Below are 16,162 nucleotides of genomic sequence, written 5' to 3'. Positions count from 1 at the left end.
TACCGGCACGTCATCACGGACGTCCGGACGAGAGGTGTCGCACGAAGGGACCGATATTCGTGGCGCAGAAGGTCGTGGTCACTCTCTTTGACGACATCGACGGCTCGGAAGCGGCGGAAACGATCGCCTTCGGACTCGACGGCAAGTCGTACGAGATCGACCTCAATGAAGCCAACGCCAGGAAACTGCGGAAGGCGCTCGCGCCCTACGTGGACGCCGGCCGCAAGCGGTCGCGCTCCGGCAAGGCGTACCGGCAGACGGAGGTCGCTCCCGATCCCGCGGCCGTCCGCGCCTGGGCACAGGCGAACCGGATGGACGTCCCCGCGCGGGGACGCATCCCCAAGAAGGTCTACGAGGCCTTCGCCGCGGCGCAGTGAGCCGGCCGGGTGGCCGGTCCGGGCCGGCCGGGTGGTCCGTCCGACGGCCGGTCACCCGCCCCTCGCGGCAACCGACTTGCGCAGCACCCCCGCTGATCAGCTAGAGTCTGGAGCACGCCGAGGGGCACGGCCGAAAGGCCCGGTCCACGGAGTACATGCGGGTGTAGTTCAGTAGTAGAACATCCCCCTTCCAGGGGGAAGGCGCAGTGTGCAATTCCTGTCACCCGCTCTGCACCACCGTACCGACCACTCCTGTGGATCGGGTAGGCTGGTGCCCGCGCCGATCGGTGAGAGCCGGTCGGAGGCAATGCGGACGTAGCTCAGTTGGTAGAGCGCAACCTTGCCAAGGTTGAGGTCGCGAGTTCGAGCCTCGTCGTCCGCTCGGGAAGAAGGCCCCGGTCCATCGGACCGGGGCCTTCTCGTGTGCCCGGGCGCCACCGTCTGACATTTGTCATGTCCGGTGATGACAGCCCGCACTGCCCGGAACCCCCGGCCGCCGGGATGCTCGACGCATGGAAGCGAACGAACACGAACACGTGATTGAGGTCACCGACCTGCGGCGTGTCTACGGGGGCGGGTTCGAGGCGGTGCGCGGGATCGACTTCTCCGTGCGGCGCGGGGAGATCTTCGCCCTGCTGGGCACCAACGGCGCCGGCAAGACCTCCACCGTCGAACTGCTCGAAGGACTCGCCGCCCCGGCCGGCGGACGCGTCCGGGTCCTCGGGCACGACCCGTACACCGACCGCGCCGCCGTACGGCCGCGCACCGGCGTGATGCTGCAGGAAGGGGGCTTCCCCTCCGAACTGACCGTGGCGGAGACCGCGCGGATGTGGGCGGGCTGCGTCAGCGGGGCCCGCCCGGAACGGGAGGTCCTGGCGCTCGTCGGGCTGGAGGCCAAGGCCGACGTCCGGGTGAAGCAGCTGTCCGGGGGCCAGCGACGCCGCCTGGACCTGGCGCTCGCCCTGCTCGGCGACCCCGAGGTCCTCTTCCTCGACGAACCCACCACCGGACTCGACGCCGAAGGACGCCACGCCACCTGGGAATTGGTGAGCGCGCTGCGCGACGGCGGTACGACCGTGCTCCTCACCACGCACTATCTGGAGGAGGCCGAGAACCTCGCCGACCGGCTCGCCATCATGCACGAGGGCCGCATCGCCACCACCGGGACCCCGGCCGAGGTGACCGCCACCCAGCCGTCCCGCATCACCTTCGAACTGCCCCCGGGCTACTTCGTGGGCGACCTGCCGCCGCTCGCCGAACTCGGTGTCACCGACCACCGGGTGGACGGCCGCACCGTACGGCTGCGCACCCGCGACCTGCAGCGGGCCGCCACGGGACTGCTGATGTGGGCCCACGGCGCCGGAGTGGAACTGCGCCACCTCGACGTGCGGTCGGCGTCCCTGGAAGAGGCGTTCCTCGGCATCGCCAAGGACGTGACCGCGGGCACCGCCGCGAGGAAGGAGTACGCGGCATGAGCACGGCCGTGACCACACCGACGGGCCGGATGACCGCCCTCGCCCGCGCCGAGCTGACACTGCTGGGACGCAGCAAGGGCACCATGGTCGCCTCGCTGTTCGTGCCGCTGGTGCTGCCGCTCAGCGTGCGGTCGGCCGCCGAGGAGATGGACCTCGCCGAGGCCGGACTGACCCCCGGCACCGTCGTCCTGCCCGCCGCCGTCGGCTTCTCCCTGCTCTTCGCCGTGTACTCCGCCCTCGTCGGTGTCTTCGTCGTCCGGCGCGAGGAACTGGTGCTCAAGCGGCTGCGCACCGGCGAGCTGCGGGACGCCGAGATCCTCGGCGGGGCGGCGCTGCCGGCCGCCCTCATCGCGCTGGCCCAGTGCCTGCTGCTGGCGGCGGGCTGTTCCCTGCTCCTCGACCTGTCCGCGCCGTCCGCGCCGCATCTGGCCGTGCTCGGACTGCTGTTGGGGCTGGTGATGTGCGCCGCGCTCGCGGCGGTCACCGCGAGCTTCACCCGCACCGGGGAGAGCGCGCAGGTCACCCCGATGCCGCTGATGATCGTCTCGATGCTCGGCTCCGGCATGTTCGTCCCGCTGGAGCTGCTCCCGGACCGGCTGGCCTCCTTCTGCGAACTGCTGCCGCTGACCCCGGTCATCACCCTGGTGCGCGGCGGCTGGACCGGCGACCTGGGGGCGTACGAGGCGCTGGGCGCCGTGGCCACGGCGGTGGCCTGGACCCTGCTGGCGGTGTTTGCTGTACAGCGGTGGTTCCGCTGGGAGCCGAGGCGCTGACGTACATGAGGGCGGGGGGACACGGGGAGATGAGCAGGCCGGGCGTCTGGTGGGGGCGCAAGAGCACCCCGGCCAAGGTCGAGACGTACACGCGGTGGTCGTTCCATCTGATCGCGCTGATCGAGTTCGTGGTGGTCTGCGGGCCGGTGATCGAACACGTGCGGCCGCGGCAGGCGGCGCTGCTGCTGGTCATGACGGCCGTGCACAGCCTGGGGTGCGCGGTGACCGCCTCACGTGCCCTGGACTGGCTGCGCGGGCAGCGCGAGCGGCCCCTGCGGACACTGTGGGCCTTCGGCGCCGGCACCGCGGCGGTGGCCGTCGTCGCGCTCCTCGTGGTCGAGCACGCTCCGGGCGGCAAGGACGTCGACGGCGCGGCCGGCGCGGTCTTCGCCGTCGTGACGGCCTTCGGCACCGGTGTGATCGCCCTCGGGGTCGGCGGCCGGCGGCGGGTGTTCCTCACCGTGGCGGGGTTCGCGCTGGGCGCGGGAACCGTGTGCCTGCTCCTCGGCCGGCCCGTCGCGGTCGCCCTGGTCGTCGCCCTGGTCGTGCTGGCCTGCGGCGGGTTCTCCGCCTTCACCTCCCTGTTCTCCGTCTGGCTGCTCACCGCCGTCTACGAACTCGACGAGGCCCGCGAGACCCGCGCCCGGCTCGCCGTCGCGGAGGAACGGCTCAGGTTCGGACGGGACCTGCACGACGTGATGGGGCGCAACCTCGCCGTCATCGCGCTCAAGAGCGAGCTGGCCGTGCAGCTCGCCCGGCGGGAACGGCCGGAGGCCGTGACCGAGATGATCGAGGTGCAGCGTCTCGCGCACGAGGCGCAGCGGGAGGTGCGCGAGGTGGTGCGCGGCTACCGGGAGGCCGACCTGTCCGGCGAACTCGCGGGCGCGCAGGGCGTGCTGACCGCCGCCGGCATCGACTGCACCGTCACCGGCCCGGTCACCGGACTGCCCTCGCCGGTGCAGTCCGCGCTCGGCTGGGTGGTGCGGGAGGCGGCCACGAACGTGCTGCGGCACGGGGACGCACGGCGGTGCGCGATGGCGCTGACGGTGGATGAGGGGCGTGTGGTGCTGACGGTGGAGAACGACGGGGTGCCGCAGGGGGGTGGCTCGGGCGGTGGCTCGGGCGGCGCCCTGGGGGGCGGCTCCGGGCTGGTCGGGCTGCGCGAGCGGCTCGCGGAGATCGGGGGCACGCTGCGGGCCGGGCCCCTCGACGAGGGGTCGTTCCTGCTGACCGTCGAGGTCCCGCTGCCGTCGCACTCCGGCGAGGCCCATCCCGCCCTGCACACCTTCTCCCCCGTCAGCGAGGCCACACCATGACGACACCCCCGCCGGTACGGCTGCTGCTCGCCGACGACGAGCACCTGATCCGGGGCGCGCTCGCCGCACTGCTGTCCCTCGAGGACGACCTGACCGTCGTCGCCGAGGCGGCCTCCGGTCCGGAGGCGCTGGCGATGGCACGGGCGCACGCCCCCGATGTCGCCGTACTCGATCTGCAGATGCCCGGCGCGGACGGTGTGAAGGTCGCCACATCCCTGCGGGCGGAACTGCCCGGCTGCCGGGTGCTGATCGTGACCAGTCACGGGCGGCCCGGGCATCTGAAGCGGGCGCTGGCGGCGGGTGTGCGCGGTTTCGTCCCCAAGACCGTCAGCGCCCAGCGCCTCGCGGAGATCATCCGCACGGTGCACGAGGGAAACCGCTACGTCGACCCCGAGTTGGCCGCCGACGCGATCGCCTCCGGCGACTCCCCGCTGACCGCGCGGGAGGCCGAGGTGCTGGAGCTGGCGGCGGACGGGGCGCCCGTCGCGGAGATCGCGGAGCGGGCCGCGCTCTCCCAGGGGACCGTGCGGAACTACCTCTCCTCGGCCGTCTCGAAGCTCGGGGCGGAGAACCGTCATGCCGCGGTGCGGCTCGCACGCGAGCGAGGTTGGGTATAGTTGGCCTCGCGCCACGGCGCAACGCGGACGTAGCTCAGTTGGTAGAGCGCAACCTTGCCAAGGTTGAGGTCGCGAGTTCGAGCCTCGTCGTCCGCTCAGGGATCAAGGCCCCGGTCACTTCGACCGGGGCCTTCGTCGTGGGGTGGGTCACCCGCGGGGCTCGGGGTCGTGCCTCCGGGCCCGGGGGCCGTGCCTCCGGGCCCGGGGAGGTCGGGGGTCAGCTCCAGGCGGTGCCGGTCAGACGCTCGTACGCCTCCACGTACTTGGCCCGTGTCGCGTCCACGACCTGCTGCGGCAGCGGCGGCGGGGGCTGCTCGCTCTTACGGTCCCAGCCCGACTCCGCCGAGGTCAGCCAGTCCCGCACGAACTGCTTGTCGTACGACGGCTGCGCCCGGCCCGGCTCCCACTGCTCGGCCGGCCAGAAGCGGGAGGAGTCCGGGGTGAGCACCTCGTCCGCGATGACCAGGGTCTCCCCGTCGAAGCCGAACTCGAACTTGGTGTCGGCGAGCAGGATGCCCCGGTCCCGGGCGATGTCACGGGCCCGCGAGTAGGCGGCGAGGGTCGCCTGGCGCAGCTGGGCCGCGGTCTCCGCGCCGACCTGGCGTGCGACCTCCTCGTAGGAGACGTTCTCGTCGTGGTCGCCGACGGCGGCCTTGGTGGCCGGGGTGAAGATCGGCGCGGGCAGTTCCGAACCGTCCACCAGGCCCTCGGGGAGGGCGAGGCCGCACACGGTGCGGGACTGGTCGTACTCGGCCAGGCCGGAACCGGTGAGGTAGCCGCGGGCCACGCACTCGACGGGGACCATGTTCAGCGACTTGCAGACCAGGGTGCGGCCCGCCCAGTCGGCGGGGGCGCCGGCCGGGAGGTCCGTGCTCAGCACGTGGTGCGGGAGCAGGTCGGCGAGCTGGTCGAACCACCACAGGGAGAGCTGGGTGAGGACCCGCCCCTTGTCGGGGATCTCGGTGGGCAGAACCCAGTCGTAGGCGGAGATGCGGTCACTGGCGACCATCACGAGGTCGCCCGCCTCGTTCCGGTACAGCTCGCGCACCTTCCCGGTGTGCAGGTGCACCAGACCCGGAACCTGGATCGGCTCGGGCTTTTCGACGAATCCGGACACGGTTCCTCCCCGTGGTTCTGTCCAATGAGTCGATTCTCCCGTATGGGGCGAACGGTCTCGGCCACGGGTCGCACGGGACGGGCCTGGGACGGTCAGTCACGCTTGCAGATGCGGTCCAGGAGGTTGGCCGTGGCGCGCTGGATGCGCGGGTCCACGTGGCCCGGCCGGTCCAGCGCCGGGGACCAGGCGAAGGTGCCCGACGCGAAGACCCACGCCCCCGACGGCGCCCGGTACAGGGAGGTCTCCTGGTGGCGCCGGGCGCCCCCGCGGTCGGTGTACGGGGAGTGCGCGAGCAGGACGCGCTCGTCGTGCTCGGGCAGCGCGGTGCGCGGGTAGTAGCGGTCGGCCTCGCCCGCGACCATGCCCGTCAGGCCGTCGCCCTCGTGGGCGCCGGTCGCCTCCCACATCCAGTGGCCCGCGTTGCGGACGATCAGCGGGTGCGGTTCCGGGACGGGACCGGCGTACTGGATGCCCAGCAGTTGCTGCTCCGGGCGGTCGATCTCCCGCCACAGCACCGGCTTGCCCGGGCCGCGGCGCTTGCGGCAGGTCAGCAGGCGGTCGGGGCCGGACGGGGAGGGGGCGAGCTCCACCTGCCAGTACAGGGTGTTGGCGGAGAGGAAGACCAGGGACGTGCCGTGCTCGCGGGCGCGCTCCACGGCGGTGCGCATCGGCCGCGACCAGTACTCGTCGTGGCCGGGGAAGACCAGGCCCCGGTAGCGGGTGGGGTCGACGCGGCCGGCGTGCAGGTCGCGGGCGTCGGCGTAGGCGAGGTCGTAGCCGTAGCGCTCGGCCCAGCGGATGACGTCGTAGGCGTGGCCGACGTGCAGCGGGAGGCCGGCGCCCGCGTAGGGGCGGTCGAAGGAGACGGTGGTGGCGGCGTCGGCCTCGCCGAGCAGGCGGCCCTGCTCGTCCCAGGCGTGGTAGAGGCTCGCACCGGTGCGGCCGTCCTCCGGGTAGAGGTTGTACGCCTGCCAGGTGACGTCGGGCAGGACGAGGAGGAGGTCCGCCGGGCGGTCGTCGCGGACGGTGAACGGGATGTGCGAGCGGTAGCCGTCGGCCGTGGTGAGCACGGCGACGTACGCCCCGACGCTCCAGTACGAGGGGACCGGTAACCGCCAGGACAGCCACCAGTGGTGGCAGGAGACGGTGCGGTCGGCGGTGAGCGGCGGCGGCTGCACGATGCCGGAGAGGCGGGGGCTGGAGGTGATCTTCGTGGCGCCGTGGCCGCTGTAGTGGCCGATGCGGTAGACGTCGACGTCGAATTCCTGGGGCGGGTCGACGGTGACGTGGAAGTCGATGGCCTCACCGGGGGCGACGGCGCCGGTCGAGGTGTAGCCCTTGATCTGCCGGCGCACGTCGTCCGCGGCGCGGGGTCCGACCGAGGAGCGGGGGGCGGGTGCCCTGGTGCCGCGCTGCCTGGGGAGGCGGGCGGCGGCCCGCTCCGGGGACGGCTCCGGGCCCGCGTCCGGGTCCGGGTCCACGTACCAGGGGACGACCTGGCCGGAGTCACCGAAGTAGGTCTCGCTGCCGCGCAGCCACGGGAGGGGGCCCTGCCCGAAGGGGTCGTTCACGGCGTGCGCCAGTGCCCCCGACTCCCAGCGGCGGATCTGCTCCGAACCCATGATCGCTCCCCTCCCTCTGGCCCCCGTGCGATGCGGTGCGGTGCGTGGTGCTGTTCGGCAGTCGCCTGGCGGGTGATGCCCGCCGCGACTTATGTGCTTGTCGTATGTCGCGCGCTCTTGCCAGTGAGCGCGAACGGTCCAAGCACATCACATAAGGCACCCAGTCCGTCACCGTTCGTTTTGAATTGACCGAAAACGGAAGGTTTAGCTCCGGAGGGGTGGAGCGGGAGGAGAGGAGGGGGGAAGGGTGGAGCGGGAGTCGCGGTCGTGGGCTCAGACGAGCCGGACGGGCTTCTCCGGGCGTATGCCCTGCCGGGTCAGCCACCGGCTCAGGGCCGAGGGGTCGCCGTCCTCGATCAGGGCCAGGACCTGGGGGGACAGGTCAGCGGCCCGCGCGCCGCCCAGGAGCAGGGTCGGCCCGTCGAGCCAGTCGAGCCCGGGGGTGGCGCCCACGGTGTCCATCGCCGCGCAGCAGACCATCGCCGTGATGTGGTCGGCGAGCAGTTCGCGGGCGGAGCGCGGGGGCTGGAGGGGGAAGAGGGGGAGCGCGCGGTCGTCCCGGAGGGGGGCGGGGTCGGGAGTGCCGGCCGGTGCGGTGCCCTCCGCGGGGGCGGAGGCCGCCGCCGCCTCCTCGCGAGCCAGTTCGGCGCTCAGCCGGGCGGCCAGGGCGGCGCTGCGGGCGGTGGTGCCCGCCAGGTCCTCGTCGTCCGGGGCGGGGTCCAGGGGCTGGGCGGACGGGGCGGGAGGCGTCGAGGGGGCTGACGGGGCGAGCGTGGCGGGCCGGGCGGGTGCTGTGGTCGTCGCGGGCGGGGCGGGCGCGGCGGGCTCCGTCGGCCGGGTCGGCTCCCCGGGTGCCGTGGGCCCGGTCGGCGGCTCCGCCGGTGTCGTCGGGGTGGCCAGGTGGGCGAGGACGCGGGTGAGGGTGGGGGCGTCGGAGGCCGGGGACTCGCCGGGGGCGGGCGGCACGCGGAGGGCGTCCAGGACGCGGTGGAGGCGGGCGGCGTCGGTACGCCACTTGCGGTCGACGACCTCCTCCGGATAGTCGTCCCAGTGGACCGGCGACCAGGCGGGGCCGATCTCCGCGGGCCCGCCGTGGAAGAGGCGGGCGGCGAGCAGGGAGGCCGCCTCGTCCACCGCGCCGGGCTCTTCGAGCAGGTCACAGGCGGGACGCTCGCCGAGGCGGGAGGCGAAGCCCTCCGCCAGCCGGTCCCGGCGGGACAGCTCGGTGAGCGCCGCCACCACCCCGGCGTTCAGCCGTGACGGCCAGCGGCCCATCCGCCAGGCGGGCAGCGCGACCCGGGTGAGCAGCCGGTCCCAGCCCGCGTACGCGAGCCCCACCTGCTCCTGGGCGACGATCCGCAGCCCGTAGTCCACGGCCTGGGCCCGCTCGGCCGCCGCGGCGGCGACCCCGCGCTCCATCTCGGCCGCGTGCCCCCGGCACCCGCGCAACAGCAGCCGGGCGACCCAGCCGACGCCCGCGAGCACCCCGCGGAACACCGGCCCTCGGCGGGGCTCCGAGGCCACCGCCACCGCGGCGTCCAGCCCCTGCACGAAGCGCCGGGCGGCGGCTATGTCCGGGTGCGCCGACGGTCCCGTACCGGCGACGACCGGGGCGAGCACCGCGCGCAGCTCGCCCACCCGCATCCACCACAGGAACGGGGAGCCGATCACCAGCACCGGCGCGGCGGTCCTGACGCGCGCGGGCCGGCCGGCGTCCGCTATGTCGGCGTGTTTCTCGGCCGGCGGGGGGCCGTGGGCCGGGTGCGTACGGTCCTCGAGCCAGCTGTCGCAGTCGGGGGTGAGCGCTATCGCGGACGGGGCGGGGACGTCGAGGCGGTCGGCGAGGTCGCGCACCATCCGGTACAGGTCCGGGGCCGCCTCCTCGGCGATCGGGACCGTCGGGCTCATGGCGGGCCGGGCCCGGGCCACGACGAGCGCGACACCGGCGGCGACGAGCAGGACGAGCACGGCGAGCGGGGTGAGGAGCCGGCGGGCCAGGTCCCAGCCGGCGCCCGGCAGATGGCCGGTGGAGCCGCCGACGAGCAGGATCACGGCGGCGGCGGCCGGCAGCAGCGCGACGGCCAGTGCCCGGCCGCGGATGCGCAGCACGGCCAGCGCGCGTGATCGCGCGGTCCGTGCGCCCGCTTCCGCTCCCATTCCGCTTCCGCTCATGGCCCGACCTCACCCCCTCACGGCGGTCCTGACGCTCTCCTGGCCCTGCTCACTCCCCCACTGTGGCACCCGCCACTGACATCGCAATGCCGGTGGGCCAAGTGCCGGAACGCTTGCGCGGCACCCTAGTTGGGGCTCCGGCCCTCGTCAGCCGGATGGCACATCGCTCACTCGATGGAATGGCTTTGGGGAAAGGTGGATGACGGACGGCAAGGGTCAGGCCCCGAATCCTGAGACGGATCCGGGGCCTGCGGGGTTCATCGACGAGGCATGGGGGTGGGGCCGGGAGCGGGTCGGCCCGGTCGCTCACGCGTCCCGCGCCGCCTTCGCCGCGATGTCGGTGCGGTGCTGGGAGCCGTCGAGGCCGATGCGGGAGACCGCGCGGTAGGCGCGGTCGCGGGCCTCGGTGAGGTCCTTGCCGGTCGCGGTGACGGACAGCACGCGCCCGCCCGCGCTGACGATCGCGTCGCCGTCGCGCTTCGTCCCGGCGTGCAGCACGTACGCGTGCGGGGCGTCCTGCGCGGCGACCTCGTCCAGACCGGTGATCGGGTCTCCGGTGCGGGGCGTGCCGGGGTAGTTGTGCGAGGCGACGACCACGGTGACGGCGGCCTCGTCGCTCCAGCGCATCGGCTCCAGGTGGGCGAGGTTGCCGGTGGCGGCGGCCATCAGCACGCCGCCCAGCGGGGTCTGCAGCCGGGCCAGGACCACCTGGGTCTCGGGGTCGCCGAACCGGGCGTTGAACTCGATCACGCGGACACCGCGCGAGGTGATCGCGAGTCCGGCGTACAGCAGGCCGGAGAAGGGGGTGCCGCGGCGCCTCATCTCGTCCACGGTCGGCTGGAGCACGGTCTCCATGACCTCGTCGACCAGCTTCGGGTCGGCCCACGGCAGCGGGGAGTACGCCCCCATCCCGCCGGTGTTCGGGCCCTCGTCGCCGTCCAGCGCGCGCTTGAAGTCCTGGGCGGGCTGCAACGGGACGACCGTCTCGCCGTCGGTGATGGCGAAGAGGGAGACCTCGGGGCCGTCGAGGAACTCCTCGATGACCACGCTCCCCCGCTGCCGGGACGGCGCGGGAGACACCCCCATGCAGGCGGCGGCGTGCGCGCGGGCCACCTCGACGTCTCCGGTGACGACGACGCCCTTGCCCGCAGCGAGCCCGTCGTCCTTGACGACGTACGGCGCGCCGAACGCGCTGAGGGCCGCGTCGGCCTCCTCGGGCGTGGTGCAGACGTAGGAGCGGGCGGTGGGCACCCCGGCCCCCGCCATGACGTCCTTGGCGAAGGCCTTGGAGCCCTCGAGCTGCGCGGCCTCCTTGGAGGGGCCGAAGACCGGGATGCCCGCGTCGCGCACGGCGTCGGCGACACCGGCGACGAGGGGCGCCTCCGGGCCGACCACCACGAGGTCCGCGCCGAGCCGCGTGGCCAGCGCCGACACGGCCGCGCCGTCGAGGGCGTCGACCGGGTGCAGCTCGGCGACCCCGGCGATGCCGGCGTTGCCGGGCGCGCAGTGCAGCGCGGTGACGGCGGGGTCGAGGGACAGGGAGTGGCACAGGGCGTGTTCGCGGGCGCCGCTGCCGATGACGAGGACCTTCACAGGGGTCAGCCTAACGGGAAGCGGCGCATTCGCTTTGTGCGGGCTTCCGAAGGGGTGGGGGAAGGCGGTTCGTACGTTCCTCCAGGTACGGGGGCGGAGGGAGGGCGTCCGCAGTTACGGCGGAGCGCCTCCGGCCCCGCCTCTCGTCCTGCCCCGTCGTCCGGATCGGAGCCCTGGCCGCCACTCGTCCGCCGGTCGTCCCCGGCCGTCCCCGGTCGTCGCCTAGTCGTTGGTGAACTCCTCGACGACCGTCGCCCCCAGCTCGCGGACGAGGAGGTCCTGGCCGGAGAGGGCCGATTCGTCCAGGTCGGGGTCGTCGTCCTCGGGGGTGTCGTCCTCCGGGGAGACGGGCGGCGGCGGTTCCTGGGCGGCCGGGCGGGGCGCCGGGGCGGGGGCGGGGGCCGACGCGGGCGGGGCCGGGGCGCTGCTCGCGTGCTGCGTGGGGGCGGGTGGGGCGGGTGTCTGGGGCGCGGACGGGCGCTGGCCGCCTCCGGTGCCGGGGCCGCCGTAGCCACCGCCCCCGCCTCCGTAGCCCCCGCCGCCGCCACTACGGCCGCCGGGCGGTCCGGCCGGGGCGGGTGCGGGCGCGCCCCCACCGGAGGGGTCGACGATCGCCTCGATCTTCCACTGCACGTTGAACTGTTCGGCCAGCGCCTGGCGCAGTACGTCCTCGCTGCCGCTGCTGAGGAAGTTGTCCCGGGCCCCGGCGTTCACGAAGCCGATCTGGAGGGTGGTGCCGTCGAAGCCGGTCACCTGGGCGTTCTGGCTGAGCAGGATCCAGGTGAAGCGCCGGCGGTTCTTGACGGTCTCCAGGATGTTCGGCCAGAGCATGCGGGGGTCGAGGCCACCGCCGCCGCCCGAGGGCGCGGGTGCCGTCGGTGCGGGCGCGGGGGCCGCCTGGGGTGCGGGCGGCGGCGTGGGAGCACCGGCAGGGGTGGCCGCGGGCTGCCCGCCGCCACCGGCCGGCGTGGCCGTGGGCCAGCCGCCCGGCCGTCGGCCACCGCCACCGGCGGAGGCTGCGGTGGGCCAGGCGCCGGGGGCACCGGACGCGGCCTGCGGGTCGGCCGGGGCAGGGGCCGGGGCGGCAGCCGGAGGCTGAGCCTGCGCGGCGGCCGGAGCGGGGGCGGGCGCGGGAGCCGCGGCGGGAGCCGGAGCAGGCGCGGGGGCGGGCGGCGGCGGAGCCGGTGACGGGCTCGGCCCGCGGACCGCCGCCCGGGCGGCCGCGGGGCCGCTGCCCGGCGGCACCGGAACCTGACCGGCCCCGGCCGGTGCTCCCCCGTGGGCCTCCGGCCCGGGCACGTATCCCGCGGCGGGCATGCCGACGCCGCCGGCGCCCGCGGAGAAGTTCACCCCGCGCTCGATCCGGTCCAGGCGGGCCATGACCGAGCGCTCGTCGCCGTAGGCCGCGGGGAGCAGGACGCGCGCGCAGATCAGCTCGAGCTGGAGGCGGGGCGAGGTGGCGCCGCGCATCTCGGTGAGTCCCTCGTTGACGAGGTCGGCGGCGCGGCTGAGCTCGGCGGCGCCGAAGGTGCCGGCCTGGGCCTGCATCCGCTCGATGACGTCGGCGGGGGCGTCGATGAGCCCCTTCTCGGCCGCGTCCGGCACGGCGGCGAGGATCACCAGGTCCCGCAGCCGCTCCAGCAGGTCGGCGACGAACCTGCGCGGATCGTTGCCGCCCTCGATGACCCGGTCGACGACCTCGAAGGCGGCGGCCCCGTCGCCGGTCGCGAAGGCCTCGACGACGGAGTCGAGCAGCGAGCCGTCCGTGTACCCGAGCAGGGAGGTGGCCATGGCGTACGTCACACCGTCCGCGCCGGCGCTGGCGAGCAGCTGGTCCATGACGGACATCGAGTCACGCACGGACCCGGCACCGGCCCGCACGACGAGCGGCAGCACGCCGTCCTCTACGGGGATGTCCTCCTTCTGGCACACCTGGCCGAGGTAGTCCCGCAGGGTGCCGGGCGGCACCAGCCGGAACGGGTAGTGGTGCGTACGCGACCGGATGGTCCCGATGACCTTCTCGGGCTCGGTGGTCGCGAAGATGAACTTCAGATGCTCCGGGGGCTCCTCGACGACCTTGAGCAGGGCGTTGAAACCCTGCGGGGAGACCATGTGGGCCTCGTCGATGATGTAGATCTTGTAGCGGCTGGAGGCGGGCCCGAAGAAAGCCTTCTCGCGCAGGTCACGGGCGTCGTCCACACCACCGTGGGAAGCGGCGTCGATCTCGATCACGTCGATCGAACCGGGCCCGTTGCGCGCGAGGTCCTGGCAGGACTGGCACTCCCCGCACGGGGTCGGCGTGGGGCCCTTCTCGCAGTTCAGGCAGCGCGCCAGGATGCGCGCGCTGGTCGTCTTGCCGCATCCGCGCGGACCGCTGAACAGGTACGCGTGATTGACCCGGTTGTTCCGCAGCGCCTGCTGCAACGGGTCGGTGACATGCTCCTGCCCGATGACCTCGGCGAACGACTCCGGGCGATAGCGGCGGTACAGCGCGAGAGACGACACGCATACGAGGTTATAGGCGCCCGCCGACAACCGGCCCCGCGCGCCGGAGGGGGCCCCGTGACCTGCGACGACCGGCCGGCAAACGCAAGCGCCCCCCACGCACCCGCCAGAGCCGACCTACCCTTGCTGCCTTCCGGCCCTGGGGGAGTTCAGTCAGATAGCGCCGCGTGAGGGGCTACGGCAGAGGCTACCCCATGTCGCGGGCCCGGAACGAGTTCGCGAGCACTCCTCTCGGTCATGTAATGTTCCCACCGGAGGATTCGCCTAGAGGCCTAGGGCGCACGCTTGGAAAGCGTGTTGGGGGCAACCCCTCACGAGTTCGAATCTCGTATCCTCCGCCAGTGCCTCACCGGGCACGATGTCGAAGGGCCCCACCGTTCGCGGTGGGGCCCTTCGACGTGGTCCGTCCCAGTTTCCGTCTCAGTCGGTCTCGGAACAGGTGCTGAGCTCGCGATCCCCAAGGGCTCCCCCGACTTGGTGGGCGCCGACCGGCAACCGGTGGCCGAGCGGTTGCTCTTCCTCGGCTCGGTCAAGTGGCTGGAGAACTCCCCGTTCGACAGCCACGACCTGATCGCACTGCAGAAGCACCGGGCAGCGATCACCGACGAGCCGGTACCGCTCGTGGCGGTCTCCCGCAACGGGGTCGGTTGTTCCGGCCTCCGGGCGGTGTACGGCCCCGAGGAACTGCTCAGCGCTTGGCGCAGGGCATGAGCAGGAACCGAGCGCTAGGTCGCAGTGCGCCGGCGTCAGCGGGTGATGCGTACTTTTCGGGTCTCGGTCACCTGGTCCAGTTCGGAGACCCTGACCGTCAGTTTCATGGTCCAGGTGCCGTCGAGGGGGAGGGTGAGGTCGTTGGTGGCCCAGTAGCCGCCGCGGTCGGTCAGCTTCGCGTCCAGGGGGCCGATGTCCCGGGCGGCGAGGGTGAAGGAGAGGCGCAGTTCCGGGATGGTGACCAGGCCGCCGTCGGGGCCGAAGACCACCGCCTGGAGGCCGTTCTCGCCCACCCGGCCCGGGTCCATGGTGATCTGCACCGAGCCCCGGCCGCCCGGTGTGCCGGTGTCGTAGGGGACCGTGAGGGCCGACGCCCCGGGGAGGCCGGCCACCTGCGGTCGCGGTGCCTCGGCCGCCTCGGCCTCCGCGCGGGCCGGGAGGGTGCCGGTCAGCACCGTGGTGACCAGCAGCACGACGACCGCCACCGTCACTTCGGCCAGTACGGACCGGCGCAGGGCGCGGCGGGGGTCGGGGGTGGGCTTGTGGGGGGTCGGGGGCGGTGTCTCCGCTGCTGCCAGGGCGGTCGTCCAGTGGCGGGAGAGGCCCGCCGCCGCCAGCAGGAGGACCGTCACCAGGAGTTTGACGGTGAGGGTGCGGCCGTACGGGGAGTCGTTGAGCGCGTTCCAGGAGCCCAGGCCGCGCCAGGACTGGTAGACGCCGGTGAGGACCAGGACGGTCACCGAGGCGAAGGCCAGGCGGGAGAAGCGGGTGACCGTGGCGGCCGGTGGCGGGGTCTTCGCGCGGTACAGGGTGAGGAGCAGGGCGGTCAGGCCGCCGAGCCAGCACGCCATCGCCAGCAGGTGCAGGACGGACGACGTCATCGCCACCGGGACCTGGATGCCGGCGGAGGCGTGTTCGGCCGCCGCCCAGGTCAGGGCGAGGGCGACGGCCAGGGCGGCGCCCGCGGCCAGGTGGGCCGGGGGTGTGCGGGCGGCCGGTGCGCGGCGCCGGGAGAGGAGGAGGAAGACGGCCGCCGTCAGCAGGAGCAGGGCCAGCCGGGCCAGCAGGGCGAGACCCGGGCGGCCGGTGAGGGTGCGGGCCAGGGCGGAGGTGTCGAAGGCGGTGCCCGGCGCGGTACCGGTCTCGTAGGGGGCGCGCAGGACGAGGAGCACGACCGTGGCCGCCAGCAGGGTCCACCAGCCGGTGAGCAGCGGGAGCCGCAGCGGGGCGGGGTCCGGCGGGCGGCACAGCCCGGCGAACGCCGCCGTGCCGATCAGCAGGGCGGCGGCGATGTACGCGAGATGGCGGCCGGTGTCGTAGAGGCTCGCGGTGACCGGGTGCTCGGCGGGGGCCACGCGCGCCGCGGGTGGGGTGGGCGAGGGGGCGCCGACGGAGAAGGTGAAGGCGCCGGAGACCGGGTGGCTGTCGGCGGAGACCACCCGCCAGGCCACCGTGTAGGTGCCGTCGGCGAGGCCGCCGGGGAGCCCGGTGCGGGCGGTGTCGGAGCGGCCGTCCGCGTGCCGCGGCTCGCCCAGGGGGACCCGGCGGTTGTCGGGTGCGTAGACGCGGAAGGAGTCCTCGAGCAGGCCGACGGACTCCGTGAAGGTCAGGGTGATGTGCCGGGGCGCCGACGCGACGACGCTCTTGTCCTCGGGGTCGGTGCCGCGCAGGGCGGCGTGGGCACTCGCCGGGGCCGCGCTGCCGAGGAGGAACAGGACCAGCAGGGGACCCAGCAGCACCAGTCCCCGAAGTCGCCGGGTGCCGCGGGCCGGGGCCCGGCCGCGCCCGCCCCCGTCCGCCGCCCCGCTCCGCCGTCGCTCCACGTCGTACCCGCCCTCCGGCCGTCCGGCTCCGGGATACGTACGGACAGGTGGCCCGCTTCGC

The 16,162-nt window shown here is 74.1% G+C and carries 11 protein-coding genes, 4 tRNA genes, 1 other RNA gene and 1 pseudogene; 10 read left to right on the top strand and 7 right to left on the bottom strand.

Going from position 1 to position 16,162, the window contains the following annotated elements; translation table 11 throughout:
• Positions 1-59 precede the first annotated feature (59 nt).
• The 8 genes from FHX78_RS17965 (at position 60) to FHX78_RS17930 (ending at position 4,654) form a co-directional block, all read left to right on the top strand.
• Complete coding sequence (locus FHX78_RS17965; protein WP_145868454.1) at positions 60-377, top strand: histone-like nucleoid-structuring protein Lsr2; 318 nt, start codon at positions 60-62, stop codon at positions 375-377.
• A gap of 157 nt (positions 378-534) precedes the next feature.
• Positions 535-606 (top strand) — tRNA-Gly (locus FHX78_RS17960).
• Between the two features lie 80 nt (positions 607-686).
• A tRNA-Gly gene (locus FHX78_RS17955) sits at positions 687-759 on the top strand.
• A gap of 130 nt (positions 760-889) precedes the next feature.
• Positions 890-1,852: an ABC transporter ATP-binding protein gene (locus FHX78_RS17950; protein ID WP_145868453.1), complete on the top strand. Its 963-nt coding sequence runs from the start codon at positions 890-892 to the stop codon at positions 1,850-1,852.
• Positions 1,849-2,625, top strand: coding sequence for an ABC transporter permease (locus FHX78_RS17945; protein WP_145868452.1), 777 nt, complete (start codon positions 1,849-1,851; stop codon positions 2,623-2,625). The genes FHX78_RS17950 and FHX78_RS17945 overlap by 4 nt, the downstream gene beginning before the upstream one ends.
• Positions 2,626-2,654: 29 nt before the next feature.
• Positions 2,655-3,941: a sensor histidine kinase gene (locus FHX78_RS17940; protein ID WP_145868451.1), complete on the top strand. Its 1,287-nt coding sequence runs from the start codon at positions 2,655-2,657 to the stop codon at positions 3,939-3,941.
• Positions 3,938-4,558 carry a response regulator transcription factor gene (locus FHX78_RS17935; RefSeq protein WP_145868450.1) on the top strand — a complete coding sequence of 207 codons (621 nt, stop codon included), beginning with the start codon at positions 3,938-3,940 and terminating at the stop codon, positions 4,556-4,558. The genes FHX78_RS17940 and FHX78_RS17935 overlap by 4 nt, the downstream gene beginning before the upstream one ends.
• 23 nt (positions 4,559-4,581) lie before the next feature.
• Positions 4,582-4,654, top strand: a tRNA-Gly gene (locus FHX78_RS17930).
• Positions 4,655-4,775: 121 nt separating this feature from the next.
• Here FHX78_RS17930 and FHX78_RS17925 read toward each other — a convergent pair.
• From FHX78_RS17925 to ffs, 6 genes are all read right to left on the bottom strand, one after another.
• A complete protein-coding gene (locus FHX78_RS17925) occupies positions 4,776-5,675 on the bottom strand; it encodes a phosphoribosylaminoimidazolesuccinocarboxamide synthase (RefSeq protein ID WP_145868449.1) in 900 nt (299 codons plus the stop codon).
• Between the two features lie 92 nt (positions 5,676-5,767).
• Positions 5,768-7,297, bottom strand: coding sequence for a N,N-dimethylformamidase beta subunit family domain-containing protein (locus FHX78_RS17920; RefSeq protein ID WP_145868448.1), 1,530 nt, complete (start codon positions 7,295-7,297; stop codon positions 5,768-5,770).
• Positions 7,298-7,570: 273 nt separating this feature from the next.
• Entirely contained in the window at positions 7,571-9,469 is a 1,899-nt protein-coding gene (locus FHX78_RS17915; RefSeq protein ID WP_145868447.1) for a M48 family metalloprotease, read from the bottom strand.
• A gap of 306 nt (positions 9,470-9,775) precedes the next feature.
• Positions 9,776-11,062, bottom strand: coding sequence for a phosphoribosylamine--glycine ligase (gene purD / locus FHX78_RS17910; protein WP_145868446.1), 1,287 nt, complete (start codon positions 11,060-11,062; stop codon positions 9,776-9,778).
• Between the two features lie 222 nt (positions 11,063-11,284).
• The gene (locus FHX78_RS17905; RefSeq protein ID WP_145868445.1) at positions 11,285-13,567 is read right to left on the bottom strand and encodes a DNA polymerase III subunit gamma and tau; all 2,283 of its coding nucleotides are present in this window, start codon (positions 13,565-13,567) and stop codon (positions 11,285-11,287) included.
• An 81-nt stretch (positions 13,568-13,648) separates the two neighbouring features.
• Positions 13,649-13,747: signal recognition particle sRNA small type (gene ffs / locus FHX78_RS17900), an RNA gene on the bottom strand.
• Between the two features lie 73 nt (positions 13,748-13,820).
• On the opposite strand from ffs, the gene FHX78_RS17895 reads away from it, so the two are divergent.
• Positions 13,821-13,908: transfer RNA gene (locus tag FHX78_RS17895), tRNA-Ser, on the top strand.
• 130 nt (positions 13,909-14,038) lie between these two features.
• A pseudogene (locus FHX78_RS17890) lies at positions 14,039-14,278 on the top strand (ATP-binding protein); the annotation flags it as partial.
• A 35-nt stretch (positions 14,279-14,313) separates the two neighbouring features.
• Here FHX78_RS17890 and FHX78_RS17885 read toward each other — a convergent pair.
• Positions 14,314-16,017, bottom strand: a complete 1,704-nt coding sequence (locus FHX78_RS17885; protein ID WP_145872044.1) for a copper resistance CopC/CopD family protein — start codon at positions 16,015-16,017, stop codon at positions 14,314-14,316.
• Positions 16,018-16,162 lie beyond the last annotated feature (145 nt).

The sequence above is a fragment of the Streptomyces capillispiralis genome, from assembly GCF_007829875.1.
Classification (GTDB): domain Bacteria; phylum Actinomycetota; class Actinomycetes; order Streptomycetales; family Streptomycetaceae; genus Streptomyces; species Streptomyces capillispiralis.
The sequence above is the reverse complement of the archived record's forward strand: the minus strand, read 5'-3'. Positions and strand labels throughout refer to the sequence as shown.

Coding starts and splice junctions, on each gene's coding strand:
- FHX78_RS17950 (WP_145868453.1), top strand. CDS start 890: ATGGAAGCGAACGAACACGAACACGTGATTGAGGTCACCGACCTGCGG.
- FHX78_RS17945 (WP_145868452.1), top strand. CDS start 1,849: ATGAGCACGGCCGTGACCACACCGACGGGCCGGATGACCGCCCTCGCC.
- FHX78_RS17940 (WP_145868451.1), top strand. CDS start 2,655: ATGAGCAGGCCGGGCGTCTGGTGGGGGCGCAAGAGCACCCCGGCCAAG.
- FHX78_RS17935 (WP_145868450.1), top strand. CDS start 3,938: ATGACGACACCCCCGCCGGTACGGCTGCTGCTCGCCGACGACGAGCAC.
- FHX78_RS17920 (WP_145868448.1), bottom strand. CDS start 7,297: ATGGGTTCGGAGCAGATCCGCCGCTGGGAGTCGGGGGCACTGGCGCAC.
- FHX78_RS17915 (WP_145868447.1), bottom strand. CDS start 9,469: ATGAGCGGAAGCGGAATGGGAGCGGAAGCGGGCGCACGGACCGCGCGA.